This window comes from Ruegeria sp. AH3, assembly GCF_056536265.1.
In genome coordinates, this window is sequence record NZ_JBQFJL010000001.1 from 867,895 (window position 1) to 890,915 (window position 23,021).

Sequence of the window (23,021 nt, forward strand, 5' to 3'; positions counted from 1 at the left end):
TTATTTCCGCACGATTTCGAGCACTGCGGCGCTGACGATCAGCACAGCGCCCAACAATTCGCGCAATCCGAAGGGTTCGCCCGCGAACGCCGCTGCTGATGCGAGGCCGACGACGACCTCGCTCATCAACAGCAATCCGACGCGTCCGGGCGAGAGTTTTGTGGCAGGCCAGATGGTCATGTAGACCATCGGCAGGGTGTAGAACACGGACAGCAGGACAAGTTGCAGCACCCAAAGGGTGTCTTCCGGCGCGATGGCAGGCAACATGGGTGCTTCCAGAAACACCAAGCTGATCAGAGACAGGATTATGGCGCCCAGAACAAAGGCGAAGACCTGCCCGAAAGCCGACACTTGCACGGTCCGGTACAGACCCATGGTTCCCAGCGCCCAGCAGATACCCGAAGCCAGGGCGAGCCAGTCACCGATATTGCTGGGCCAGGGCACAATACCACTGTCGCCCAGAACGATGAACAAACCGACCATACCGAAGACAAGGCCAAAAAACCGCTGCCAGCTGAGGCGTTCTCCGAGAAAGAGCAGCCCCAGAAGTGTGCTCCAGATCGGTGTCAGGTAAAACAGCAGGATTGAGCGCACGACATCGGTATAGACGAGGCTGATGGAGTAAAGGCTGAATGCGGCACCGGTGAACACGCCGCTGAGCAGCAGCCCGCGCCACTGCAGGGCCAATTGACGACGCTCGCGCCAGATCAGCGGGATCAGACCCAGTAAGGCAACGCTGTACATCGCGATCCCCGGCCACGGACCGGTGAGCCCGAGGTCCAGAAAGAACCGCACGGGGATCCAGTAGAGGCCCCACATCATCCCTCCGATCACGAGGACGATGCTTGCCTTGGTCAAATCGCGTCCGGGGGCTTCGGTGGAAACCATGTTGGCTCGGGTCCTTTGTCTCGCAAGATAATCAGGCATTAAAGCTGTGTACGGTGAGTGCAAGCTTTTTGCGCAGAATGCCGAAGGTGGTGAATGCAGGTGAGCGCCATAAGACAGTTTTTGCGGCTTCGACTTGCGATTGCCGGGTTTCATGGCAATCTAAGGCCCAAACGGATTTCGGATACTTATGACCCAGACCCTGCGCCTTGCGAGCTACAATATCCAGAAATGCCTGGGCCTCGATTTCCGGCGGCAGCCGCAGCGGATTATGCAGGTCATCGACAGCATGCAAGCCGATATCGTGGTGCTGCAGGAGGCGGACAAGAGGCTGCCTCCACGCCCGGCCGCCCTGCCGCATTTCATGCTGGATGAGGCGGGTTGGCAGATCGTCGATCTGGGCGGTGCGGGCAGTCTGGGCTGGCATGGCAACGCAGTGATCTGGCGCGGGGATGCGATTACGGTTCGGCAGACCGGGCATCATGAGTTGCCGGGGCTGGAGCCCCGGGGGGCCGTGCGGGTGGAGTTTGATACGCAGATCGGCCCATTACGTGTGATGGGGATGCATCTGGGGTTGTTGCCCGCGTCGCGCCGTCAGCAAATCACCCATATCCGGCGATGTGATTCTGATCTGGACGAGATGCCCACGGTCTGGGCCGGAGATTTCAACGAATGGTCGCGCCAACCCGTGTTGGATCATCTGGCCCCGGACATGCAGTTCCTACCTCCGGTGCCCAGCTTTCCTGCGGCGCAACCATTGGGCGCGCTGGACAGAATCGCGCTTGGGCAAGGGCTTGAGGCCACTCTGCACGGGGTGCATGACGCGCGACCGGCGCATATCGCCTCGGACCATTTGCCGGTCTGGGCAGACCTGCGCCGCGCGGCCTAGCGCAAAATCGTCGGTGGCGCAGCGCGCGCGGACATATTAAGACAGAAGTCCGAACAGTTCCGGGGGTCACCATGTCCGATACGATTATCGCCCGTTGCGAGGCCAAAGGCCTGCGCATGACCGGTCAGCGCCGGATCATTGCCCAGGTATTGCAACAGAGCGAAGATCACCCGGATGTCGAGGAGCTCTATGCCCGTGCCTCGGCTGAGGATGCGGGGATCTCGATCGCCACCGTCTATCGCACCGTGAAGCTGTTCGAAGAGGCCGGGATTCTGGAGCGTTTGGAGTTCGGCGATGGCCGCGCGCGCTATGAGGATGCCGAGCGTGATCACCATGATCATCTGATCGATATGCAGTCGGGCGAAGTGATCGAATTTGTCGATCCCGAGATCGAGGCCTTGCAGGAAAAGATTGCGGCCAAGCTGGGTTACAGGCTGAAGGGCCACCGGCTTGAGCTGTACGGGGTACCGTTGGACAAGGACTGACCCATCACGAAATGCGATAGGTCGACACACGGGAAATCATCAAACAGGTCGCAATTCGACTTGCGAGGTCGCAGTCAATCCGGTTTTGCTGCGGCAAGGGCCCCACGGTTCCTAACCCTCTCTGATGGAAACGCGCATGAATAACGTAAACGGCATCCTGCTGCTTGTCGGATCGATGGCAGCCTTTGCGATCGAGGATATGTTCATCAAGTACCTGTCGGTCACTGTGCCGACCGGGCAAATCCTGATTGCGCTGGGCGTTGTCTGCGGCCTGGCCTTTGCGTTGTTGTCAGTGGCGACGCGCAGACGGATCTTCGATCCGGCTGCATGGAAGCTTTTGCCAATTGCCCGCGCCGCGTCCGAGGGGGTGGGTGCGGTGCTGTTCGTGACCGCGCTGTCGTTGATCGATCTGTCTACGGTTGCGGCGGTGTTTCAGGCCTTGCCGCTGGTCGTGACCATGGGCGCTGCGTTGTTTCTGGGCGAAAAGGTCGGCTGGCGGCGGTGGAGTGCGATTGGTGTCGGCTTTGTCGGTGTTTTGATGATCATCCGTCCGGGGCTAGAGGGGTTCCAGCCGGAAACGCTGCTGGTCGTTGCGACCGTCGTCTTTATCGCCGCGCGCGACCTGATCACGCGCAGGCTGGATGCGCGGATCGCGTCCACCGTTGTTGCGATGCAAGCCTATATCGCCGCGACACTGGCCGGGCTTGTGTTGATGCTGTCTACCGGGCAGTCCTATGCCCCGGTCCAGGCGGCGCAGGTCGGGCCTTATCTGGCCGCAGTGGTGTTCAGCATGTTGGGCTATTACGGCATCGTGGCGGCGATGCGGGTGGGCGAGGCTTCGGCCATGATGCCGTTCCGCTATACGCGCCTTGTGTTCTCGATGATCGCGGGTGTGCTGATGTTCAACGAGCGGCCTGATGCGATGACCCTGGCGGGGGCCACGTTGATCATCGGGTCGGGTCTTTACACCTTTGTCCGCGAACGCCGTCTTGCGCGCGAGATGGTTCCAGCCTGATCAGTGTTGGCGCAAACAGAAAACTGTTAGCCCTAAAGGCAGGAAAATATACGTGTTAGCGATAACGTGACCGGTTTACTTTTCGCCGGTTGCTGTTATGAGGCGTGCAACTGATTGCAGCCACAGGGACGGGCCTCATGAGCACCATCATCGACATCCACGCACGCGAAATCCTGGACAGCCGGGGCAACCCGACGGTTGAGGTTGATGTGATTCTGGAAGACGGCACCATGGGTCGCGCCGCTGTGCCCTCGGGTGCGTCGACCGGCGCCTATGAGGCGGTCGAGAAGCGCGACGGCGACAAGGCGCGCTATATGGGCAAGGGCGTGCTGGAAGCGGTTGCTGCCGTGAACGGCGAGATCGCCGAGGAACTGGTGGGCTTTGACGCAACCGAGCAGGTGGCTATCGACCAAGCGATGATCGAGCTGGATGGCACCGAGAACAAGGGTCGTCTGGGCGCAAATGCCATTCTGGGCGTCTCGCTGGCGACCGCGAAGGCGGCAGCGGATTTCACCACGCAGCCTCTGTACCGCTATGTCGGCGGCACCTCGGCGCGCATTTTGCCGGTGCCGATGATGAATATCATCAACGGCGGTGAGCACGCGGACAACCCGATCGACATTCAGGAATTCATGATCATGCCAACCTCGGCTGCGAATATCCGCGAAGCTGTGCGCATGGGGTCCGAGGTGTTTCACACGCTGAAGAAAGAGCTTTCGGCGGCTGGTCTGGCCACCGGTGTGGGTGACGAGGGCGGATTTGCGCCCAACATCGCATCGACCCGCGAAGCGTTGGATTTCATTCTGAAGTCCATCGAAAAGGCGGGCTACAAGCCGGGCGAAGAAATCCACCTGGCCTTGGATTGTGCGGCGACCGAATACTACAAGGACGGCAAGTATGTCCTGTCGGGTGAGGGCAAGACCCTGACCTCGGAAGAGAACGCGGCTTATCTGGCGGCTCTGGTTGCAGACTACCCGATCATCTCGATCGAAGACGGCATGTCCGAGGATGATTGGGACGGCTGGAAAGCGCTGACCGACGCCCTTGGCAATGAGGTGCAACTGGTTGGCGACGACCTGTTTGTGACCAACCCCGAGCGTCTGGCCGAAGGTATTGACCGGGGATGCGCCAACTCGATGCTGGTCAAGGTGAACCAGATCGGATCGCTGACCGAGACGCTGCGTGCCGTCGATATGGCGCACCGCGCGCGGTATACCAACGTGATGTCGCACCGCTCGGGCGAGACCGAGGATGCCACCATCGCCGATCTGGCCGTGGCGACGAACTGCGGTCAGATCAAAACCGGCTCGCTGGCGCGGTCGGACCGGTTGGCCAAGTATAACCAGCTGATCCGTATCGAGGAATCGCTGGGTGAGGTCGCGGAATATGCGGGCGCGTCGATCCTGAAGCGCTGAGCGCACCGCACCTTTTTGAACCAGATCAGGCCCCGGCTTCCGCGCCGGGGCCATTTTTTTCTTTGCGTAATCCTCGATCTGTCTAAGCTGAGCATCAGAGGTCACAGTGCCGTGACTGATGGGAGAGGACGTCTTATGACCACATTCAAACACATCACTGGCGCAGCGGCGCTGTTGATCCTGCCTCAGATCGCGTTGGCCGAACGTCCGCCCGAAGCGGTGTGCCAGAAGATGGTGGAGGGCGATCCCAGCGGGCAGATCACGATGGAGGAATGCCTGTGCACCTATAACGTCGCCGACACGGTTCTGGACGATGATATCAAGGCGCTTTTGTTCCAATCCTGGTATACTGGCGAGAACGTGACCGCGCAGTTGGAGGCGCTGCCTGAGCCCAAACGCGTGCAGCGTCAGTTCAAGACCATGGAGCGGACGTTCAAGAAAAACTGCCTCTGAACGACGTATAATACCTACATAAAAATCATTATGTGTGAACTTGTTCCTATTGCCGTGGGGTAAGGCACGGTAGTCTGCCTGCATTGCAGAAAGGGGGGCAAGATGTCTGCTTCGAAGGTTTTTCTTGTGATTTCATTGGTTTCTGCCGGATTTCTGGCCGCATGTTCCGAGCCGGGAACCTATCCGATCACGGGCGCGGAGGTCTCGCAGGACGATCCGGTACAGGAAATGTACAATCCAGGGCTGATTTTCCGGGGTGAGTCGCGCTAAAGCGTTTTGCTCATCAACATATAGCGTTCGCGCGGTTTGAAGCCTGATCGCAGATAGAGTTTCTGCGCGGTCTCGTTGGTGCGGTCGACTTCAAGATGCAGGGCGGTCAGCCCGGCCTCGGCCAGCGCTTTGGGGAGATCGTGCAGCACTTCGGTTGCGATACCGCGGCCACGGACGGCGGGGCGGATGTAGATTTCGTCCACGAAGGCGTCCATGCCGCCGAACTCGACCGACCAGCCGAAGGTGAGGACAACATAGCCCAGCGGCGCGCGGCCCGGCCCGATCAGATACACGCACCCATGCGGTATGCCGTCCAACAGCGGGGCCAGCGCGTCGCGCCTATGCGCATCGTCCTGCGCGATGCCGGATTCCGAATGAAACGCCGCGACCAGCGCCATCAGGCGGTCCAGATCGTCGGGGCGGGCGAGGCGGAGTGCGGCGGTCATAGACGGGCCAGCCTTTCTGTGAGCAGGTCGAAGAAACCCTGGGCGTCCACGTCGCCCATGAACATGGCGTTTGGTGCGCGGTCGGTGACCCGCCACCAGTCGGCCACTGTCATACCCAATGTCAATTCTGACTGGGTTTCGATTTCAACATTGATGTGGCGACCCGAGAACAGCTCGGGGCGGATCAGATAGGCGGTGACGCAGGGATCGTGCAGCGGCGCACCTTCGGACCCGTACTTTTCTTTGTCGAAACGCTCGAAGAAATCGGTCATCTCGGCCACCGCATGACCAACCTTGCTGTCCAATGCCCGGAACGCATCGTTGCGATGGGGCGTGACCAGCGCATCATGGGTGACGTCCAGCGGCATCACCACGATGTGGATGCCAGATTTAAACACGATATCAGCGGCTTCCGGATCGACGTAGATGTTGAATTCGGCCGCTGGAGTGATGTTACCGACCTCGAAATAGGCCCCGCCCATCAGCACGATTTCCTGCACCCGATCGATGATGTCAGGGGCTTTCTGGAAAGCGGTGGCGATGTTGGTCAGCGGCCCCAGCGGGCAGAGCGTTACTGTGCCGGGCTCATGCGCGCGCAGAGTTTCGATGATGAAATCGACCGCATGGCCTTCGGCCAGAGGCATTTCGGGATCGGGCAGAACAGGGCCGTCGAGACCGGTTTTGCCGTGAACATGTTCGGCCGTGACAAGCGGGCGTTTCAGGGGTCGGTCGCACCCGGCATAGACAGGTATATCGGTATGGCCGGCCAGTTCGCAGACGATGCGCGCATTCTTGGCGGTCAGTTCCAGCGGCACGTTTCCAGCGACGGCAGTGATGCCCAGAACCTCGATCTCTTCGGGGCTGGCCAGCGCCAGAAGAATGGCGACTGCGTCGTCCTGACCGGGATCGGTGTCGATGATGATCTTGCGGGGCATGGTGGTCTCCGGGGGGCGTGAAGATCGGACACTCGCAAGTGTCGCGGGACTTGTCTACCAGATTTACACGTCCGCCGGAGCATCCACCGGCGGGAGTTTGCCGTTGGCGCGGTGTTCTTCGATTTTCACCTCATCCCACAGCGCGTCCATCTCGGCCAGGTCGCTTTGCGTAGGCGTTCTGCCACGTTCGGCCAGTCGCGCTTCGACCTTCTCAAAACGGCGGGTGAACTTGGCGTTGGTGCGGCGCAGGGCGGCCTCGGGTTCGATGCCTAAGTGCCGGCCGAGGTTGACGATCACGAACAGCAGATCGCCGAATTCATCCTCGAGCGCGTCGGCATCCATGCTGTCGCGCGCTTCTTCCAGTTCGGCGGCCTCTTCGGTGATCTTGGCGAGGACATGGCTGGCATCGGGCCAGTCGAACCCGACACGGGCGGCGCGTTTCTGCAGCTTGTGGGCACGTAGCAGGGCGGGCAGGTTGGCGGCAACCCCGTCCAGCGCCCCTTTCTGTTCCTTGCCCGCGCGTTCAGCGGCTTTGATGGTTTCCCAATCCAGCGTCTGTTGATCCGCCGACTTGTCTCGGGACTCATCACCGAAGACATGTGGGTGACGGGTAACCATCTTGTCCGACATGGTGCGCACCACGTCTTGGAAGGTGAAATGCCCAGCCTCTTCAGCCATTTGCGCGTGGAAGACGGATTGGAACAGCAGGTCGCCCAGTTCTCCTTTCAGCTCGTCGTAGGCCTCGCGTTCGATGGCGTCGGCGACCTCATAGGCTTCCTCAATCGTGTAGGGCGCGATGGTGGAAAAATCCTGTTCGATGTCCCACGGGCAGCCGGTTTGCGGGTCGCGCAGGCGGCGCATGATTTCCAGCAAACGCTCGATACCCGCGTCCGTGTCGTGGATCAGAGGATTTTCGGCCATTGCGAACCCTTTCGTTCCGGTGTCAGATGCATCCATCCCGCAGTCAGGATCAGGAGTCCACCCCAGATGCCCGTCGTCAACCGAATTGCCGATTACGCCGCTGATATGGCCCAATGGCGCCAGCACTTGCACACGATCCCCGAATTGGAGTTCGAATGTTATGAGACCGCCGCATTTGTGGCGGATCGTCTGCGCGAGTTCGGGGTGGATGAGCTGCATGAGGGGATCGCCAAGACCGGGATGGTCGCGATCATCAATGGGCAGGGTGAGGGCCCGACCATCGGATTGCGCGCCGATATGGATGCTTTGCCGATTACCGAAGAGACCGGTGTCGAATATGCCTCGAAGAATCCCGGCATGATGCATGCATGCGGGCATGACGGGCACACCACGATGTTGCTGGGTGCGGCGCGCTATCTGGCCGAGACGCGGAACTTCGCGGGCCGGGTTGCGCTGATCTTTCAGCCTGCCGAGGAAGAGGGCGGTGGCGCGGGCGTGATGGTGGAAGAAGGCATCATGGAGCGGTTCGACATCTCTCAGGTCTATGGCATCCATAACACGCCGGGCCGGCCCGAGGGCCTGTTTGAAACCACGCCGGGGCCGCTGATGGCAGCAGTGGACACGTTCGAGATCCACATCCAGGGCGTCGGCGGTCACGGGGCCATGCCGCATGAAACCAAAGACCCGGTGATGGCGGCTTGCGGAATGGCGCAGGCGATTCAGACCATTGTCAGCCGCAACCACTATGCGCTGGACGATCTGGTGGTGTCGGTGACGCAGATTCACACCGGAACGGTGAACAACGTCATCCCCGATACTGCTTATCTGAACGGCACCGTGCGCACCTTTGATCCGACCGTGCAGAAGATGGTGATGGAACGGATGGAACAGATCGTGGCGGGGCAGGCGGCCTCATACGGGGTTGAGGCGACGCTGGACTATCAGGTGGGCTATCCCGCCACGATCAATGACGCAGACAAGGCCGCATTCGCCGCAGAGGTGGCGCGGGATGTGTCGGGCGCGGAACGCGTAAAGGCTAATGCGGGGCGCGAGATGGGGGCCGAGGATTTTTCCTACATGCTGCAGGCGCGCCCGGGCGCATATCTGTTCCTTGGTCAGGGCGAGGGCGCGGGGCTGCATCATCCGAAATACAACTTCAATGATGAGATCGCGCCGGTGGGGGCATCGTTCTTCGCACGGCTCGTCGAAACGGCGCAGCCCGTGAGCTGATAAGGAATAGACATGGCTCTGGAAGACGCAAAGAACCAGGTGGACGAGGCGTTCACCAACCCCGATCTCAAGGGGCTGTCCTATGAGAACACATTCGGCGGCGCCACGTCGTTCCTGCGGCGGCTCTATACCAAGGACCTTGCGGGCGTTGATATCGCGGTGACTGGAGTGCCCTTCGATCAGGCGGTGACCAACCGCCCCGGTACTCGTCTGGGGCCGCGTGCCATCCGTGAGGCCAGTTCACTGCAGTCGCCGGATGCGCCCTATGGCTGGCCCTTTGATGCACTCAGCGAGCTGGCGATCGTAGATTATGGGGATATGGCCTATGACTATGCCAATATCCCGGCCTTTCCCGACACGCTGACTGATCACATACGTACCATTTTGGCGGCAAATGTGGCCTCGGTCACGTTGGGCGGGGATCACTATATCAGCTTCCCGATCCTCAAGGCCTATGCCGAGAAATTTGGGCCCATGTCGCTGCTGCAATTCGATGCGCATACGGATACCTGGGCCGATGATGACATGTCCCGCGTGGACCACGGCACGATGTTCTACAAGGCGGTGAAATCGGGGCTGGTTGATCCGAAACGCTCGGTTCAGGTGGGCATTCGCACCACCAACGAGGATACGCTGGGCGTCAACATCATCGACGCGCGCGAGGTTTACGAATCCGGCCCCGCCGCCGTTGCGCAGAAGATCAAAGACATTCTGGGCGATAGCCCCGTTTACTTGAGCTTTGATATCGATGGTCTGGACCCGGCCTTTGCGCCCGGAACCGGGACGCCAGTCTGGGGCGGTCTGACCTCGATCCAGGCGCAAATCATCCTGCGCGACATTGCCGGGATCAATATCAAAGGTGGCGATGTGGTCGAGGTGTCTCCGCCATTCGACACCTCTGGTGCGACGGCGATTGCGGGGGCGCATGTGGCGACGCAGATCATTTGTCTGCTGGGGTGGAACAAGCTTGTGAAGCCTTAACCTTTGGTTAGGCATAATCCCGGTATCTGCTTGGTGAGGCACCGGATCGGAGACATCATATGACCGAATTCAACCAACCGATTGGCGGCAATGATCTGGCGCGGTTTTCTGGCCCGAATACCTTCATGCGCTTACCGCAGGCGTCTTCGCTGGAGGGGCTGGATGTGGCTGTGCTAGGCGTTCCGATGGATATCGGCACCTCGTGGCGGTCGGGCACGCGGTTTGGACCCAAGCAGATCCGCAGCGAGAGCGCGATGATCCGGCCCTATAATATGGCCAATGGCGCGGCGCCGTTTGACCATCTGCAGATCGCAGATATCGGGGATCTGGCGATCAATACGTTCTCGCTGGCCGACAGTCTCAAGATCATCAAAGACAGCTATGACGGTATACTGGGGCAGGGTGTCATCCCGGTGGCGATGGGCGGAGATCACTCGATCACCTTGCCGATTCTGCGGGCAATGGCAGCCAAGCACGGGCCAGTGGCTTTGGTGCATGTGGACGCTCATGCGGACGTGAATGACGAGATGTTTGGCGAGAAAGAAACCCACGGAACAGTCTTCCGTCGCGCCTATGAGGAAGGGTTGATCGTGCCCGACAAGACCTTCCAGATCGGCATTCGCGGCTCGGGCTACGCGGCCAGCGACTTTACCGAGGCGCAAGGTTGGGGGTTCCGCCAATACCCGGCATGGGAGCTATGGCAGCAGAACCTGACCGAGATCGGCTCACTGATCCGCAAGACGGTCGACGATCATCCGGTTTATATCACCTATGACATCGACAGCCTCGACCCGGCTTTTGCACCGGGAACCGGTACGCCCGAGATTGCGGGTCTGACCACGCCACAGGCGCTGCAGCTGATCCATGCGCTGGCGGGTATGAACGTGGTGGGCTGTGATCTGGTAGAGGTATCTCCTCCCTATGATCCGTCAGGCAATACCGCGTTGACTGCGGCGAACCTTCTGTTCGAGCTGCTGTGCATCCTGCCGGGGTGACGCCACGATAGGGGTGTTGGTCGCCCTCGGACTGGGTAGGCTTTGCGCAAAGGGATCGAAGGGCAGATGAAAATGGTGCTTTGGCTGTTGATTTCGGTGGGCATTGCGATGGGCGCATATGTTCGTCTTGCGCCGTCTGACCCAACGCGCTGGCATGTTGCCCCCGAAGGCGTGGATCGAGATTTTAGGAACGGCGTAGTGCGGGTCGTTGAGGCAGCCCCGGGAGGGCTGGAGCAACTCGATCATATTGCCCGCTCGACGCCGCGCACGACGGTGCTGGCAGGTTCGATCGAAGAGGGAATGATAACCTATGTCATCCGTTCCAGGGTATTCGGGTTTCCCGACTACACGACCGTGCAGCATGACGGGGATAAGCTGCGCATCTATGCGCGCTCAAGATTTGGTCGGAAAGATTTCGGCGTCAATCGACAGCGGGTCACCCACTGGCTTGCTTTGCTGCAACCCTGACGACAAGCACCCCTCTTGCACCTCGCGCCACATGGGCACGTTCAGCGACATCTGGCATTGGGCCATGAACATGCGGCCGTCGACCTGTAGGCAGATCATCTCGCCCAGCTCGATGCGGCTGCCGGATTTATCGGTGCAATAGCAATCGCGGGTCTTGCCATCGGGGCCGACGTAATCGGCCATTGCAGGGCTTGAACAGAGGGTTAGGGCCAGGATCAGTCGTCTCATACACCAAACCTAGCACAAGGCAGGGCCTTGACCAACGCCCCCGGATGAGAGACACCGCCCGGATGATCCCCGAAGAACGTCTTGAACAGATCACCCAGCGATTCCAGTACCTCGAAGCGGCCATGGCGGATGGTGCCTCGGGCGGGGATATTGCGGCTTTGGCCAAGGAATATTCGGATCTTAAGCCAGTCGTTGATCAGATTATGGCGTGGCGGCAACTGGTCAGTGATCTGACCGAGGCCGAGGCGATGTTGGCTGACCCGGACATGAAAGAGCTGGCGGAAGAAGAAATCCCCGAGCTGCAGGCACGTATCCCCGAGGCGGAACATGCGCTGCAACTGGCATTGTTGCCCAAGGATGCCGCTGATGCGCGCCCGGCGATGCTGGAGATTCGGCCCGGTACGGGTGGGGATGAGGCTGCGCTGTTCGCCGGAGACCTGCTGCGCATGTATCAGCGCTATGCCGAAGCGCGGGGCTGGAAGTTTGAGATAATCGAGGAACAGGCCTCTGATCTGGGTGGGATCAAAGAGGTCGTGGCCCATATCAAGGGTGACAACGTCTTTGCGCGGATGAAATACGAATCCGGTGTGCATCGGGTGCAGCGGGTGCCAGAGACGGAAAGCGGCGGGCGCATTCATACCTCTGCGGCGACGGTGGCGGTTCTGCCCGAGGCTGAAGATGTGGACATCCAGATTGATGCTAACGACATCCGGATCGACACGATGCGTAGCTCGGGCGCCGGGGGGCAGCACGTCAACACCACCGACTCGGCGGTGCGGATCACGCACCTGCCCACCGGGCTTGTGGTGACAAGTTCCGAGAAATCCCAGCATCGCAACCGTGAGATTGCGATGCAGGTGTTGAAGACGCGGCTTTATGATCTGGAGCGCCAACGCATCGACAGTGAGCGTTCTGCAGATCGCGCCAGTCAGGTGGGTTCGGGCGACCGGTCGGAGCGGATCAGGACTTATAATTTCCCTCAGGGCCGCATGACGGACCACCGCATCAACCTGACGCTCTATAAGCTGGATCAGGTGATGCAGGGCGATCTGGATGAGGTGATCGACGCGCTGACCGCAGATGATCAGGCGCGGCTGCTGGCCGAGATGGCGCAATGATTGCGGCGCTGACGGCAGCTCAGGCCATGGTGGCCGCCACTGCGCGTTTGCGGGCCGCAGGCGTGCCTGATCCGGCGCGGGACGCGCGGGTGCTGCTGGCCCATGCGGCGCGGATCGAGGCCAGCCGGGTGACTCTGATCGCGCCCGAGGAACTGCCTGTCGATATTGCGGAACGCTATGACCAGCTGATTTCGCTGCGGGCCATCCGTGTGCCAGTGTCGCACCTGCTGGGTGAGCGTGAGTTCTATGGCCGCCGGTTCCGGGTGAGCCGTGATGTGCTTGACCCGCGCCCCGAAACCGAGGCTTTGATCGAGGCGGCGCTGAGTGAGCCGTTTGACCATGTGCTGGATCTGGGTGTGGGTTCGGGATGTATCCTGATCACCTTGTTGGCAGAGCGAAGCAGCGCCATGGGGCTGGGCGTGGACCTAAGCGAATCTGCCTGCCTGCAGGCCAGCGCCAACGCCGTGCAGCATCAGGTGCAGCCACGGGTGGAGATTCGGCAATCCGATTGGTTTGAGAACATTGAGGGGCAATTTGAACTTATTGTTTCAAATCCGCCCTATATTTCCGTTGAGGAAATGGATGATCTGTCGCCCGAGGTGCGCGAGCATGAACCGCGCATGGCCCTGACCGATGAAGGGGACGGGTTGGGGGCGTATCGCCGGATCGCCGCCTCGGCACCGGATTTTCTGATGCCGGGTGGGCGGTTGCTGGTCGAGATCGGGCCGACGCAGGGCAACTATGTCGCGGCTTTGTTCGATGCGGCGGGGTTGGTGGAGACGCGCATAATCCCTGATCTGGACGGTCGGGATCGCGTTGTCGGCGCCAGAATGCCGCAGTAATCGGCTTGGCTGAGGCTGAAATGTGCCGATTGATGTAAAAAAGCTGCGAAATATCGGACAAAGCCCTTGTCTGAATGCGCAGGACATGTTTACTCAGGATTAGTCGGCGAGGTTGACGCTGTTTCAGCGCGCCCCTGACGCCAAGCCCAAAAAGTCGATGACGCGTTAAGGCACAAGCCACCGAGCAGCGTTAGATACGGGTTGATCGACAGTGAGTTTATAAGGCTGACGTAAAGTAAGATGAGATCTTCCAAATCCCGTTCGCGGGCCAAGAACAACCGCAATCGTCCTTCTGGCGGCAACGTCGTAAACCGGGTTTTTGACAGCTCGGGTCCTGAGGGCAAAGTGCGTGGCACCCCGCAGCAGATCATTGATAAGTACAACCAGCTGGCGCGCGATGCGCAGCTGTCCAATGACCGTGTGGCCGCCGAGAACTTTCAGCAGCACGCCGAGCATTATCTGCGCATGTTGAGCGAGGCGCAGCGCGAGATTGAAGCCCGCCGCGAAGAGCAGGAACGCCAGAACCGTGAACGGCAGGCTGAGCGTGATCGCGAACGTGCTGAGCGTCAGGAACGCGAGGCGGCCCGTCAGGCCGATCCGGCAGAGGCTCCGCAGCCTGATGTGATGGATTTCAGCGCGCCCGAGGCCACACCCGAAAGCGGGCTAGTCGAAACGCCTGAGAACAAAGGGGCGGAGGCACCTGAGAAAAAGGAAAAGCCCGCTCGCAAGCCCCGCGCGCGCAAGCCGAAACCTGCGCCTGCGGCAGAGGCTGAAGCTGAGCCCAAGACAGATGGCGATACGCCCGAAGCGGCTGAGTAAGACCAGCCTCAGAAGAGACAAAGCCCCGAGGTTTCGACCCGGGGCTTTTTTCTTGGTGTCAGTTTTTCTGAACTTCGCGGGCCAGGGCGCAGAACGCCTCTAGCGGGACCTGTTCGGCGCGTTCCGTGGGCTGGATGCCTGCGGCAAGAAGGCGGTCCTCGATGTCAGGTGCCACGCCTTTCAGCGAGGCGCGCAGCATCTTGCGGCGCCGATTGAAGGCGGCGGCCACGACACGGGACAGAGTGGCGGCGTCCGCCGGATAGCGGGGCTCGGACAGCGCGGTCAGGTGGACCACGGCGCTGGAGACCTTTGGTGGTGGTGTGAAGGCCCCGGGCGGCAGCGACATGGCGATGCGCGCTTCGGCCCGCCATTGGGCGAGGATGGCGAGACGGCCATAGGCTTTGCCGCCGGGTTGGGCGACGATGCGTTCGGCCACTTCGCGTTGGAACATCAGCGTCAGGCTTTGCCAGAAGGGCGGCCATTGTGGCGGGGTGAGCCAACGGACCAGAAGCTCGGTCCCGACATTATAGGGTAGGTTGGCGGCCACGCGAATGGGCGGTGTCAGATGGGCCAGCGGGTCGATTTCAAGCGCATCGCCATTGATCACCTCTAGCTGGCCCGGATAGGCGGCGGCGATATCGTTTAGGGCGGCGATACAGCGTGTGTCTTTTTCCACCGCCACGACCTTGCGGGCCCCTTCGGAGAGCAACCCCCGGGTCAGGCCACCGGGGCCGGGGCCGATTTCGAGGACATCGCATTGTGTCAGATCCCCGGCCTGCCGTGCGATCTTGGCGGTCAGGTTGAGGTCGAGCAGGAAGTTCTGGCCCAGCGATTTGCGGGCTGAGAGCTGGTGCGTCGCGATGACCTCACGCAATGGGGGAAGGGAGTCGATGGCGCTCATGGCTTCACCGTTGCGTGGGTTGGAGGCGGAGCGCCAGAGAAATTTGGCCTCCGGCGGGGATATTTTTGGCCAGATGAAGCATTAGCGGGTGTTGGCCATGGATTGGGCGAGCCTTAGCGCTTCGATCAGGCTGGTGGGGGCGGCGATGTTCTGACCGGCGATGTCCAGTGCCGTGCCGTGATCGGGAGACGTGCGGATGAAGGGCAGGCCCAGCGTGACGTTCACGCCTTTGTCGAAATCCAGCGTTTTGATCGGGATCAGGGCCTGATCGTGGTACATGCAGATTGCTGCGTCATAATTGGCGCGTGCGGCGGCATGGAACAGGGTGTCCGCCGGGTGCGGGCCGTTGAGTGTGGTGTTTTCGATGCTCAGGTCGGACAACAGGGTCGCGATCCAGTCCATCTCCTCGGTTCCCATCTTGCCGCCTTCGCCTGCATGCGGGTTCAGGCCGGCAATCGCGATCCGGGGGGTCGGGATGCCGAATTGGGTTTGCAGGCTGTGGGCTGTGATCTCGATCGTGTCGCGCAGCAGGTCGGGCGTGAGCGCCGATGGAACTTGCGATAGCGGGATGTGAATGGTGGCCGGGACGACGCGCAGCTGATCGCTGGCCAACATCATCACAACGCGTTTGCGGCCGGCCAGAGCGGCGAGGAACTCGGTATGGCCCGGATAGGCGAAACCGGCTCCGTCGATCAGGGCCTTTTTGTTGATCGGTGCGGTGCACAAGGCAGAGGCCGCGCCCGACTGGACCAGCGCAACGCCCTGTTCAATGGCATCGATGACCGAAGGCGCATTGGCCGGGCCGGGATGGCCGGGCCGGTTGGGGGCGGGAAAATCCAGTTGCAGAACAGGCAGGGCGGATGCGCTGGCCGCGCGCGCCTCAGACGGATCGGCTATCCGGGCAATAGGGGTGTCCTGTGGCAGGTGCGCGGCGTCTCCGATGTAAAAGAACGGGCAATTGTCGCGTAGCGCCTTCCATGCCTTGGCTGCGATCTCGGGGCCAATTCCGGCGGGATCACCGCAGCTGAGGGCGATGGGGGCCGTCATTGCTCGATGATGACGGCGTCAGCCCGGAGTTGTTGCAACAGACTATCGGCAAAGGCCTGCAGGCGCTGCTGGGTCAATGCGTTGGCGACATCGGCGCGGGTGGTCTCTTCGCCCAGATTGCGGGTGCGGTTGCACAGCATCAGGAACACTAGGGTCTGACCGTTATTGCGCGTCAGCGTAGTCGACACCTCGTTCGGGTCCAGCTTGGCCAATTCCAGCGCGATATCCCGCGGGATCTCGGAAGGTTTGGCGGTGACGCGATCCAGCACCTCGGCAGGTTGATCCTTGGCAAGGCCATAGAGGTCATCGCAGGTGTCGATTTCTTCGCGCAGCTTAGCGGCGTCTGCCAGTGTTTCGGCGCTGCGACCTCCTGCGAGGTAATAGGCGGCGTAGTCGATCTCGGAATAGTTCGGGGTGCCGGGGGCAACCTCGCGGATACCGCGCATCTGGAACAGGGCGACGGCATTGCTGAGCGACAGGGGTTGCGTGATCTCTCCGTTTTTCAGACCAAGGATAACCGGTTGCAGCGCGGGAGGCAGATTGCTGAGCGACAACCAGTCGAGCCGCCCGCCTTCTTCGCGCGTGGCGGCAGCGGAATATTGAATAGCGGCTGACGAGAAACTTTCCTGATCCGTGAGCTGGGAAATCTCATCGGCCAGTGCTTCGGCTTGTGCCAGCGTCTGCGGGGTGACCGGGATGATGATTTCGGATAGCAGAACCTGAAGGCCGCCACCGCCACCTTGCCCGAGGGCGCGGTTGATCTCGTCTTCGGTGGGGCGCGATTGCGACAGGTAGCGCGCGCTGACATATTCGCGCCACGACAGCTGATCGGCGACGAAATCGCGCACGGTCTCGCGCGAGACGCCAGCTTCGTTGAGCAATCTCAGAAAATCTTCGCTGCCAAGATTGCCCCGAGCGGCGAGTTCATCGATTCCGGTCTGGACGTCTTCGGGGGCGACCTGAATTCCGACCTCGCGCATCGCTTGTTTGCGCAGACGGTCCTGAATCATCGCTTCGCGCACCTCGTCCTCGGAACTGCCGGGGGCACCGAGCAATTCAAGGAATTGCTGGCGTTGCTGCAGTTCGTACCAGGTCACGATGTCCTGATTGACGCGGATGGCGGGTGAGAACAGGCTTTGACTGAAAGCCTGCGGTGCCGTCATGCCACCCAATGCGACGGCAAAGAAGGCGGCGCGCCAGCCAGAGCGGAGAATTGTGGTGAAACCTGAGATCAGCTGCATCTTTTCTTGAACTTCTTGCCTTCGCCTTCGACGGAGTACCCTGTCAGGGCTACGGTAAAGCCGAATTCTGTCGAAGGCTCAATACTTGATGTCGAGGTAAAGCGCCTGTTGACGGTCATATTAACTTGCACACATTCGTTACTGTAGGTCAGCCCGAAGCCCAGACGGAGTGGTTCGGATTCGCTGATATCATATCGCGCACTCGCACGTGTCAGCCAGTTTTGGTCGATCCGATAGCGCCCGGCAACCCTCAGTTCCGAAATTTCATCATTATTGAGCTCGGCCGGATCGGGTTCAAGCCAGACATAGCCGCCGCTCAGCGATGTGTCACCCTTGGTCCAGGCGGCGCGGAGCTCGGCCTTGGTGAAGCTGAAATCGCTGTTCAGCAATCCGCGTGCCGCAAGGGTCAGGCCCCGGCCATTGTTCAGCTGCCCTGCCAGCAGCAGGTCCGATTTGGTACCTTGCAGGCCCGAGGTCAGGGTGAAATCCGGGTCGGCATCGGCGCGGAAGACCTGTCCGATGGTCGCCAGCGCGTGCCAGCCATCGGCCGCGTACCGCGCCCAGTTCACGCCGATGACCGCAGTGGTCCCGTCCTCGCGCCGGTCTTCGGCTGGAAAGCGGGAAAGCGACAGAAGGTTGCCCTGATCAAATTCCTGAAACGTGCTTTCGTCATTCGGGACATCCGTGTCCGAGACATCAGTCCAGCCGATCTGAGCGATGGGCTCCAGTATCTGGGTGGCTCCGCTTTGCTCGCGCCGTTGCATGGGATAGCGCAGGGTGAAGGCCGCGCGCGGTGTGGCGCGGGTTACATCATTGGGAAAACTGCTGTCGTTGCGGATGTTGAACGTATCGATCGCGGCACCCAGCTGGGCGTCGGCGCGCAGACCTGTGGCAAAGGTCCAGCTGCGCAACCATTCGGCATCGAATGTCGCGCGGGCGACGTCGCGCCCGACAATGTCCTCATCGCTGGTGCGGGTATGGGTATGCCCGATAAAGGCCAACGCGACTTCACCCCCAATGGCTTTGGGGAAATAGCGCTTGCGGAAGTCGATGTCGAAAATGCGCGAGGGGATCTCATCCTGCTCTTCGCTGTCACGGAGGGTTTCATAGTGGATGAAGCTGGTGCGGAACGCGGTGTCCCGTTTGATCCGTTCCAGGGCAATCTCGCTGCGCAGACGGTCGAAATCGGGCAGGCCGTAATCGGCCAGATAGGCATCATCCGAGGTGGTTTTGATGTCGAAAGTCAGGCGATAGCTGTTCTGCAGGTTGAAATAGCCATCCGCGAAGAAATAGCCGCGATCCTGATTGGGTTGGATGTCATCCCGGGTGTAGGCGCCGCGCAGACGGATTCGGCCGTTTTTGAACGCCTGCCGATAACGCAGCCCCAGTGTGCGGGTTTTGGACGACACATATGGGGTGACCGTCAGGTCCTTATGATCGCCAAGCTTGAAGAAATAAGGTACCTGCAATCCGGTTCCGAGCTGCGAGGTCGTGCGGATCGACGGCACAAGAAACCCGGTGGCGCGGTCCAGGGTCGGGTCGGGCAGGCGCAGGAACGGGAAATAGAATACCGGCACATCCAGGACACGGAATTGGGCACCCTCGAAATAAAGCTGCCGTTCGACCTGATCATGGGTCACTTTGCGGGCGCGGATTTGCCAGAGCGGCGGTTTTCCATTGGCACAGACATGGCACGAGGTGGCTGCCACCTTGCTGAACTGCGTATAGCGTCCAGCGGCACGGGTTGCCTGCACCGAAGCGATCTGAACCTGCTGATCAAACACCATTCGCGCGCCGGTCAGCAGACCGTTCTGAATGCCGCTGTCCAGTTGCGCGGAATCAGCCAGCAGCGTGGATTGGCCGCCCTGATCGATGCGGATCGGGCCCGTCAGGGTCAGCTCTCCGGTCTCGCGGTCGTAGGTAATGCTTTGGGCGGTCAGCTTCACGTCGCCCTGAAAGGCTTCCACATTGCCCTCGGCAACCAGTTTGCGGTCGGGGGTGATGAAGATCTGATCGGCTACCAGCAGCGCGGGCTGGTCTTGACCGCCTGCGTCGGTTGTTGGGGCGGTATCGTCGCTCTGTGCACTGGTTGCAATGGGCAGTGTCAGGATCAGCGCGCTGGATAGCAGCAGGGGAAGCAGGGCACGCATCAGCCGTCCTCCGCATGCAGCAACAAGCCCAGCGACAACAGGATCCCGGCAAAGGGCGGGGCCCAGGCGGCGACAAAGATGGGCAACTGTCCGTTTTCACCCAGAATTTGAGCGAAATTGCGGATGAAATAGATGCCAAAGCCCAGCAGCACGGCAGTCAGCACCGCAATGCCAGTGCCGCCAAAACGCACATGGCGCATGGTAAAGGCCGCGCCAATCAGGACCATCGAGACCAGAAATAGCGGGCGCGCCAATTGGACCTGCAGCCAGACCTCGTATTGCTTGGTTGAAAAACCGGCCTCGCGCAGATCACGAATCAACTGTGGCAGGTCGTAGACCGAGACTGAATCCTGTTGCCCCAGAGTATCCAGGATACGGTCACGGGTGAGCGTGGTCGGCAAATTCAGCACCTCATGTGTGATCGCGTTGGTCTCTGGGTTGAGGTCGTCTGCTAGTGTCCAGACCTTGACCTCATGCAGTGCCCAGTGGCCGTTTTCCAGTTCAGCACGCTTGGCGGCGATTTGTTCGGTGGGTTTGCCCTGAGACGAGAATGTCGTGATTGTCACGTCACGCAGTGCAAACCTGTCGCCATTGACCGTGCCAAGCGCATGGATGACTGACTGACCGCTGGCCGAGCCCTGACGCAGCCACAGCCCATCGCGGCTGATGGACAGGGTCGAACTGCCGTTGTTTCGAAAATCATCTGACAGGCGCTGGTATTCCTCGGATGTTGCTGCAGCGATTGGATTGAGTAATGAAACAGCAAGCGCGCCAATGGTCAGCGCCAGCAGGACCGGAGCCAGCAGCGCCCGGATGCCCGAGCGCCCGATGGCGCGTGTCACCACCAGTTCCGAGCTGCGGGCGAGGCCCACGAACAATGCAATCGTCGCAAGGATCATCAACAGCGGCAGCATCTCACTGATGGCTGTGGGGGTGTTCAGCAGGGTCAATCGCAAAAGCTGCCCGAAGGACAATCCGACCCCGTCAAAGCGGCGCACCTGCTCGATCAGGTCGATCAGGATCATCAGGGTCAGAAAGATTCCGCCGATCACCAGAAAGCTCTGGATGAAACGTCGGGCAAAATAACGGTCGAGGATCACGCAGGCATCTCCGCCCGATTGCGGCACTGGAGAATCGCGCGCCGCACTGGATTGATGCGCGACAGCCTATGCCTGCCGAATGATGCCACGTTATGTCCCCCGGGCCTGCAATTATTTTCGGGCGACCATAATGCAAATGCCCGTCGGGGAAAACTGCTATCTGGTCAACTGCGACCGTGCGGGCTAGGTCTTGGGCAACGCATTTTTCAGGAGAAAGATATGAGCAGTCTGGTGCCCGTCCGTTTTACCCCCGTTGATCTGGATGCGATGGCGACGGCCAAGGGCCGCGTCACGATCATCATTCCGGAGGACGGCAAGATGAGCCCCGCCGCCCGTCGCGCCAACCGCCTGACCAAAGGGGCCGTTGCGCGTCTGGTTGAGAGCGAGCGGTTCGGAAAGGCCAAATCGGGCGATGTAATCCCGATGGCGTGGCCTACGGGTATGGAAGCGATTGCCCTGGATGTGCTGGTGCTGCCGCGCCGTCCCGACAGCGATGAGGCGCGCAAGGCCGGGGCCAAGCTGATGAAGCTGGCTGCGGGCAAACCGGTTCTGGTGATGGCGGCCAATCAGGTTCGGGTCGAGGATCTGGCCCTAGGCATGGTGCTGCGCGCCTATGATTTTGATGCCCACAAAACAAAGGACTCGGACCCCGCTGGCGAAATTGTGATCGCGCATGGCAAGTCTGATGAGGCCGAAGCGGCCTTTGCGCCGCTTTATGCCGTCGCTGACGGCGTGCGGATGACTCGTGATTTGACCAACGAGCCTGCCAATGTGCTGACGACCACAGAATTCGCCAATCGTCTGGCCGAGATGGAAGCGCTGGGGCTGAAGGTCGAGGTTCTGGAAGAGGACAAGCTGGCCGAGTTGGGCATGCGTACACTGCTGAGTGTCGGGCAGGGATCGGTGAGCCCTTCGAAAGTTGTGGTGATGCATTGGAACGGTGGCGACAAGGATGACGCCCCGCTGGCGTTGGTCGGCAAGGGTGTGGTGTTCGATACCGGAGGGATTTCGCTGAAGCCCGCGGGCGGCATGGAAGACATGACCATGGATATGGGCGGCGCTGGCGTCGTGGCGGGCACCATGCGCGCGCTGGCCAAGCGTAAGGCCAAGGCCAATGTCGTGGGGCTGGTCGGGCTGGTTGAGAACATGCCATCGGGCAATGCGACCCGCCCCGGTGATGTGGTGAAATCGATGAAGGGCGACACCGTCGAGATCATCAATACCGATGCCGAGGGCCGTTTGGTTCTGTGCGACGTGATGTGGTACGCGCAGGATCGGTTCAACCCGGTGGGTATGATCGATCTGGCTACTTTGACCGGCGCGATCATCATCGGTCTGGGGCATGAGAATGCCGGGGTCTTCTCGAACAATGACACGTTCTGCGATGCCTTCCTGAAATCGGCCAAGGCCGAGGATGAGGGTGCATGGCGGATGCCTCTGGGTCCGAAATACGACGAGATGTTGAAATCGCGCATTGCGGATATGAAGAACGTGGGCGGACGGCCTGCGGGTTCAATCACCGCCGCGCAATTCCTGCAGCGTTTCGTTAAGGAAGAGACGCCGTGGATTCACCTCGATATCGCGGGCGTGGCCTCGGTCTCGTCCGAGACATCTTATGCGCCCAAAGGGGCCACCGGCTGGGGCGTGCGTGCGCTGAGCCGGTTCGTGCAGGACAATTTCGAGAGCGCGGAAGACTAATTCCGTGGGGGCCGTCTATTTCTACCACCTGACCCGTCAGCCGCTGGAGCACACTCTGCCGGTGCTGCTGGACAAGGCGCGGCAGGCCGGGTGGCGGATCGCAGTGCGTGGTGTTGATCCGGCGCGGATGGACTGGCTGGATGAAAGATTGTGGCTGGGGCCCGAGGAGGGGTTCCTGCCGCATGGCCGCGCCGGTGGCCCGCACGATGCGGCACAGCCGATTTTGCTGACCACCGGATCAGAGGCTGCCAATGACGCGACCTGCGTGATGGCAGTGGACGGGGCGCAGGTCGAGGCCGATGAGGTTCAGGCGCTGGAGCGGGTCTGCATTCTGTTTGATGGGAACGATCCGGATGCGGTTCAACATGCGCGCGGGCAGTGGAAGGCGCTGACCGGCGCGGGATGCTCGGCACAGTATTGGTCGGAAGAATCAGGGCGTTGGGAAAAGAAGGCCGAGGCTTGATCGGCCAATTTATTTAGGAGATTTGA

The 23,021-nt window shown here is 60.6% G+C and carries 25 protein-coding genes; 15 read left to right on the top strand and 10 right to left on the bottom strand.

Going from position 1 to position 23,021, the window contains the following annotated elements; all coding sequences use genetic code 11:
• Entirely contained in the window at positions 1-888 is an 888-nt protein-coding gene (locus ACR3EM_RS04280) for a DMT family transporter (protein WP_480469572.1), read from the bottom strand.
• Positions 889-1,075: 187 nt separating this feature from the next.
• Between ACR3EM_RS04280 and ACR3EM_RS04285 the strand changes: the two genes are divergently transcribed.
• The 6 genes from ACR3EM_RS04285 (at position 1,076) to ACR3EM_RS04310 (ending at position 5,412) form a co-directional block, all read left to right on the top strand.
• Positions 1,076-1,774: an endonuclease/exonuclease/phosphatase family protein gene (locus ACR3EM_RS04285; RefSeq protein ID WP_480469573.1), complete on the top strand. Its 699-nt coding sequence runs from the start codon at positions 1,076-1,078 to the stop codon at positions 1,772-1,774.
• A gap of 71 nt (positions 1,775-1,845) precedes the next feature.
• On the top strand, positions 1,846-2,259 hold the full coding sequence (locus tag ACR3EM_RS04290; RefSeq protein ID WP_480469574.1) for a Fur family transcriptional regulator: 414 nt from the start codon (positions 1,846-1,848) through the stop codon (positions 2,257-2,259).
• 136 nt (positions 2,260-2,395) lie between these two features.
• Positions 2,396-3,274 carry a DMT family transporter gene (locus ACR3EM_RS04295; RefSeq protein ID WP_480469575.1) on the top strand — a complete coding sequence of 293 codons (879 nt, stop codon included), beginning with the start codon at positions 2,396-2,398 and terminating at the stop codon, positions 3,272-3,274.
• Between the two features lie 137 nt (positions 3,275-3,411).
• Positions 3,412-4,689 (top strand): phosphopyruvate hydratase, encoded by a 1,278-nt coding sequence (eno, locus tag ACR3EM_RS04300; protein ID WP_480469576.1) that lies wholly within the window; start codon positions 3,412-3,414, stop codon positions 4,687-4,689.
• Positions 4,690-4,824: 135 nt separating this feature from the next.
• Positions 4,825-5,142 (top strand): hypothetical protein, encoded by a 318-nt coding sequence (locus ACR3EM_RS04305; protein ID WP_480469577.1) that lies wholly within the window; start codon positions 4,825-4,827, stop codon positions 5,140-5,142.
• Positions 5,143-5,244: 102 nt separating this feature from the next.
• Positions 5,245-5,412: a hypothetical protein gene (locus tag ACR3EM_RS04310; RefSeq protein WP_480469578.1), complete on the top strand. Its 168-nt coding sequence runs from the start codon at positions 5,245-5,247 to the stop codon at positions 5,410-5,412.
• Here ACR3EM_RS04310 and ACR3EM_RS04315 read toward each other — a convergent pair.
• From ACR3EM_RS04315 to mazG, 3 genes are all read right to left on the bottom strand, one after another.
• Complete coding sequence (locus ACR3EM_RS04315; protein ID WP_480469579.1) at positions 5,409-5,858, bottom strand: N-acetyltransferase family protein; 450 nt, start codon at positions 5,856-5,858, stop codon at positions 5,409-5,411. The genes ACR3EM_RS04310 and ACR3EM_RS04315 overlap by 4 nt on opposite strands.
• The gene (locus ACR3EM_RS04320; protein WP_480469580.1) at positions 5,855-6,793 is read right to left on the bottom strand and encodes a nucleoside hydrolase; all 939 of its coding nucleotides are present in this window, start codon (positions 6,791-6,793) and stop codon (positions 5,855-5,857) included. The genes ACR3EM_RS04315 and ACR3EM_RS04320 overlap by 4 nt, the downstream gene beginning before the upstream one ends.
• Positions 6,794-6,856: 63 nt before the next feature.
• Complete coding sequence (mazG, locus tag ACR3EM_RS04325; RefSeq protein ID WP_480469581.1) at positions 6,857-7,714, bottom strand: nucleoside triphosphate pyrophosphohydrolase; 858 nt, start codon at positions 7,712-7,714, stop codon at positions 6,857-6,859.
• Between the two features lie 66 nt (positions 7,715-7,780).
• Between mazG and ACR3EM_RS04330 the strand changes: the two genes are divergently transcribed.
• The 4 genes from ACR3EM_RS04330 (at position 7,781) to ACR3EM_RS04345 (ending at position 11,388) form a co-directional block, all read left to right on the top strand.
• Positions 7,781-8,944, top strand: a complete 1,164-nt coding sequence (locus ACR3EM_RS04330; RefSeq protein ID WP_480469582.1) for a M20 aminoacylase family protein — start codon at positions 7,781-7,783, stop codon at positions 8,942-8,944.
• Between the two features lie 12 nt (positions 8,945-8,956).
• On the top strand, positions 8,957-9,925 hold the full coding sequence (gene speB, locus ACR3EM_RS04335) for an agmatinase (RefSeq protein WP_480469583.1): 969 nt from the start codon (positions 8,957-8,959) through the stop codon (positions 9,923-9,925).
• A 59-nt stretch (positions 9,926-9,984) separates the two neighbouring features.
• Positions 9,985-10,920: an agmatinase gene (gene speB / locus ACR3EM_RS04340; RefSeq protein ID WP_480469584.1), complete on the top strand. Its 936-nt coding sequence runs from the start codon at positions 9,985-9,987 to the stop codon at positions 10,918-10,920.
• A gap of 66 nt (positions 10,921-10,986) precedes the next feature.
• Positions 10,987-11,388 carry a DUF1499 domain-containing protein gene (locus tag ACR3EM_RS04345; RefSeq protein ID WP_480469585.1) on the top strand — a complete coding sequence of 134 codons (402 nt, stop codon included), beginning with the start codon at positions 10,987-10,989 and terminating at the stop codon, positions 11,386-11,388.
• Here the strand turns inward: ACR3EM_RS04345 and ACR3EM_RS04350 are convergent.
• On the bottom strand, positions 11,314-11,616 hold the full coding sequence (locus ACR3EM_RS04350) for a hypothetical protein (protein WP_480469586.1): 303 nt from the start codon (positions 11,614-11,616) through the stop codon (positions 11,314-11,316). The two genes, ACR3EM_RS04345 and ACR3EM_RS04350, sit on opposite strands and share 75 nt — an antisense overlap.
• Before the next feature lie 62 nt (positions 11,617-11,678).
• Here ACR3EM_RS04350 and prfA point away from each other — a divergent pair, with 62 nt between their 5' ends.
• From prfA to ACR3EM_RS04365, 3 genes are all read left to right on the top strand, one after another.
• Entirely contained in the window at positions 11,679-12,734 is a 1,056-nt protein-coding gene (prfA, locus tag ACR3EM_RS04355) for a peptide chain release factor 1 (RefSeq protein WP_480471891.1), read from the top strand.
• Positions 12,731-13,576 (top strand): peptide chain release factor N(5)-glutamine methyltransferase, encoded by an 846-nt coding sequence (gene prmC, locus ACR3EM_RS04360; RefSeq protein ID WP_480469587.1) that lies wholly within the window; start codon positions 12,731-12,733, stop codon positions 13,574-13,576. The genes prfA and prmC overlap by 4 nt, the downstream gene beginning before the upstream one ends.
• A gap of 240 nt (positions 13,577-13,816) precedes the next feature.
• Complete coding sequence (locus ACR3EM_RS04365) at positions 13,817-14,395, top strand: DUF4167 domain-containing protein (RefSeq protein ID WP_480469588.1); 579 nt, start codon at positions 13,817-13,819, stop codon at positions 14,393-14,395.
• Positions 14,396-14,453: 58 nt separating this feature from the next.
• On the opposite strand, the gene rsmA is transcribed toward ACR3EM_RS04365, so the two are convergent.
• The 5 genes from rsmA to lptG all read right to left on the bottom strand — a co-directional run bounded on the left by rsmA (position 14,454) and on the right by lptG (position 20,834).
• Entirely contained in the window at positions 14,454-15,296 is an 843-nt protein-coding gene (rsmA, locus tag ACR3EM_RS04370) for a 16S rRNA (adenine(1518)-N(6)/adenine(1519)-N(6))-dimethyltransferase RsmA (RefSeq protein WP_480469589.1), read from the bottom strand.
• A gap of 81 nt (positions 15,297-15,377) precedes the next feature.
• Entirely contained in the window at positions 15,378-16,343 is a 966-nt protein-coding gene (pdxA, locus tag ACR3EM_RS04375) for a 4-hydroxythreonine-4-phosphate dehydrogenase PdxA (protein ID WP_480469590.1), read from the bottom strand.
• Entirely contained in the window at positions 16,340-17,584 is a 1,245-nt protein-coding gene (locus tag ACR3EM_RS04380) for a peptidylprolyl isomerase (protein WP_480469591.1), read from the bottom strand. The genes pdxA and ACR3EM_RS04380 overlap by 4 nt, the downstream gene beginning before the upstream one ends.
• Entirely contained in the window at positions 17,575-19,734 is a 2,160-nt protein-coding gene (locus ACR3EM_RS04385; protein WP_480469592.1) for an LPS-assembly protein LptD, read from the bottom strand. The genes ACR3EM_RS04380 and ACR3EM_RS04385 overlap by 10 nt, the downstream gene beginning before the upstream one ends.
• Complete coding sequence (gene lptG, locus ACR3EM_RS04390) at positions 19,734-20,834, bottom strand: LPS export ABC transporter permease LptG (protein ID WP_480469593.1); 1,101 nt, start codon at positions 20,832-20,834, stop codon at positions 19,734-19,736. The genes ACR3EM_RS04385 and lptG overlap by 1 nt, the downstream gene beginning before the upstream one ends.
• Positions 20,835-21,053: 219 nt before the next feature.
• On the opposite strand from lptG, the gene ACR3EM_RS04395 reads away from it, so the two are divergent.
• Both ACR3EM_RS04395 and ACR3EM_RS04400 read left to right on the top strand, forming a co-directional pair.
• The gene (locus tag ACR3EM_RS04395; protein WP_480469594.1) at positions 21,054-22,532 is read left to right on the top strand and encodes a leucyl aminopeptidase; all 1,479 of its coding nucleotides are present in this window, start codon (positions 21,054-21,056) and stop codon (positions 22,530-22,532) included.
• 4 nt (positions 22,533-22,536) lie between these two features.
• Positions 22,537-22,995 (top strand): DNA polymerase III subunit chi, encoded by a 459-nt coding sequence (locus ACR3EM_RS04400; RefSeq protein WP_480469595.1) that lies wholly within the window; start codon positions 22,537-22,539, stop codon positions 22,993-22,995.
• Positions 22,996-23,021: the final 26 nt, after the last annotated feature.

Excerpts from the sequence above, each read along its gene's own strand:
- ACR3EM_RS04280 (WP_480469572.1), bottom strand. The coding sequence starts at position 888 with ATGGTTTCCACCGAAGCCCCCGGACGCGATTTGACCAAGGCAAGCATC.
- ACR3EM_RS04285 (WP_480469573.1), top strand. The coding sequence starts at position 1,076 with ATGACCCAGACCCTGCGCCTTGCGAGCTACAATATCCAGAAATGCCTG.
- ACR3EM_RS04290 (WP_480469574.1), top strand. The coding sequence starts at position 1,846 with ATGTCCGATACGATTATCGCCCGTTGCGAGGCCAAAGGCCTGCGCATG.
- ACR3EM_RS04295 (WP_480469575.1), top strand. The coding sequence starts at position 2,396 with ATGAATAACGTAAACGGCATCCTGCTGCTTGTCGGATCGATGGCAGCC.
- eno (WP_480469576.1), top strand. The coding sequence starts at position 3,412 with ATGAGCACCATCATCGACATCCACGCACGCGAAATCCTGGACAGCCGG.
- ACR3EM_RS04305 (WP_480469577.1), top strand. The coding sequence starts at position 4,825 with ATGACCACATTCAAACACATCACTGGCGCAGCGGCGCTGTTGATCCTG.
- ACR3EM_RS04310 (WP_480469578.1), top strand. The coding sequence starts at position 5,245 with ATGTCTGCTTCGAAGGTTTTTCTTGTGATTTCATTGGTTTCTGCCGGA.
- ACR3EM_RS04315 (WP_480469579.1), bottom strand. The coding sequence starts at position 5,858 with ATGACCGCCGCACTCCGCCTCGCCCGCCCCGACGATCTGGACCGCCTG.
- ACR3EM_RS04320 (WP_480469580.1), bottom strand. The coding sequence starts at position 6,793 with ATGCCCCGCAAGATCATCATCGACACCGATCCCGGTCAGGACGACGCA.
- mazG (WP_480469581.1), bottom strand. The coding sequence starts at position 7,714 with ATGGCCGAAAATCCTCTGATCCACGACACGGACGCGGGTATCGAGCGT.
- ACR3EM_RS04330 (WP_480469582.1), top strand. The coding sequence starts at position 7,781 with ATGCCCGTCGTCAACCGAATTGCCGATTACGCCGCTGATATGGCCCAA.
- speB (WP_480469583.1), top strand. The coding sequence starts at position 8,957 with ATGGCTCTGGAAGACGCAAAGAACCAGGTGGACGAGGCGTTCACCAAC.
- speB (WP_480469584.1), top strand. The coding sequence starts at position 9,985 with ATGACCGAATTCAACCAACCGATTGGCGGCAATGATCTGGCGCGGTTT.
- ACR3EM_RS04345 (WP_480469585.1), top strand. The coding sequence starts at position 10,987 with ATGAAAATGGTGCTTTGGCTGTTGATTTCGGTGGGCATTGCGATGGGC.
- ACR3EM_RS04350 (WP_480469586.1), bottom strand. The coding sequence starts at position 11,616 with ATGAGACGACTGATCCTGGCCCTAACCCTCTGTTCAAGCCCTGCAATG.
- prfA (WP_480471891.1), top strand. The coding sequence starts at position 11,679 with ATGATCCCCGAAGAACGTCTTGAACAGATCACCCAGCGATTCCAGTAC.
- prmC (WP_480469587.1), top strand. The coding sequence starts at position 12,731 with ATGATTGCGGCGCTGACGGCAGCTCAGGCCATGGTGGCCGCCACTGCG.
- ACR3EM_RS04365 (WP_480469588.1), top strand. The coding sequence starts at position 13,817 with ATGAGATCTTCCAAATCCCGTTCGCGGGCCAAGAACAACCGCAATCGT.
- rsmA (WP_480469589.1), bottom strand. The coding sequence starts at position 15,296 with ATGAGCGCCATCGACTCCCTTCCCCCATTGCGTGAGGTCATCGCGACG.
- pdxA (WP_480469590.1), bottom strand. The coding sequence starts at position 16,343 with ATGACGGCCCCCATCGCCCTCAGCTGCGGTGATCCCGCCGGAATTGGC.
- ACR3EM_RS04380 (WP_480469591.1), bottom strand. The coding sequence starts at position 17,584 with ATGCAGCTGATCTCAGGTTTCACCACAATTCTCCGCTCTGGCTGGCGC.
- ACR3EM_RS04385 (WP_480469592.1), bottom strand. The coding sequence starts at position 19,734 with ATGCGTGCCCTGCTTCCCCTGCTGCTATCCAGCGCGCTGATCCTGACA.
- ACR3EM_RS04395 (WP_480469594.1), top strand. The coding sequence starts at position 21,054 with ATGAGCAGTCTGGTGCCCGTCCGTTTTACCCCCGTTGATCTGGATGCG.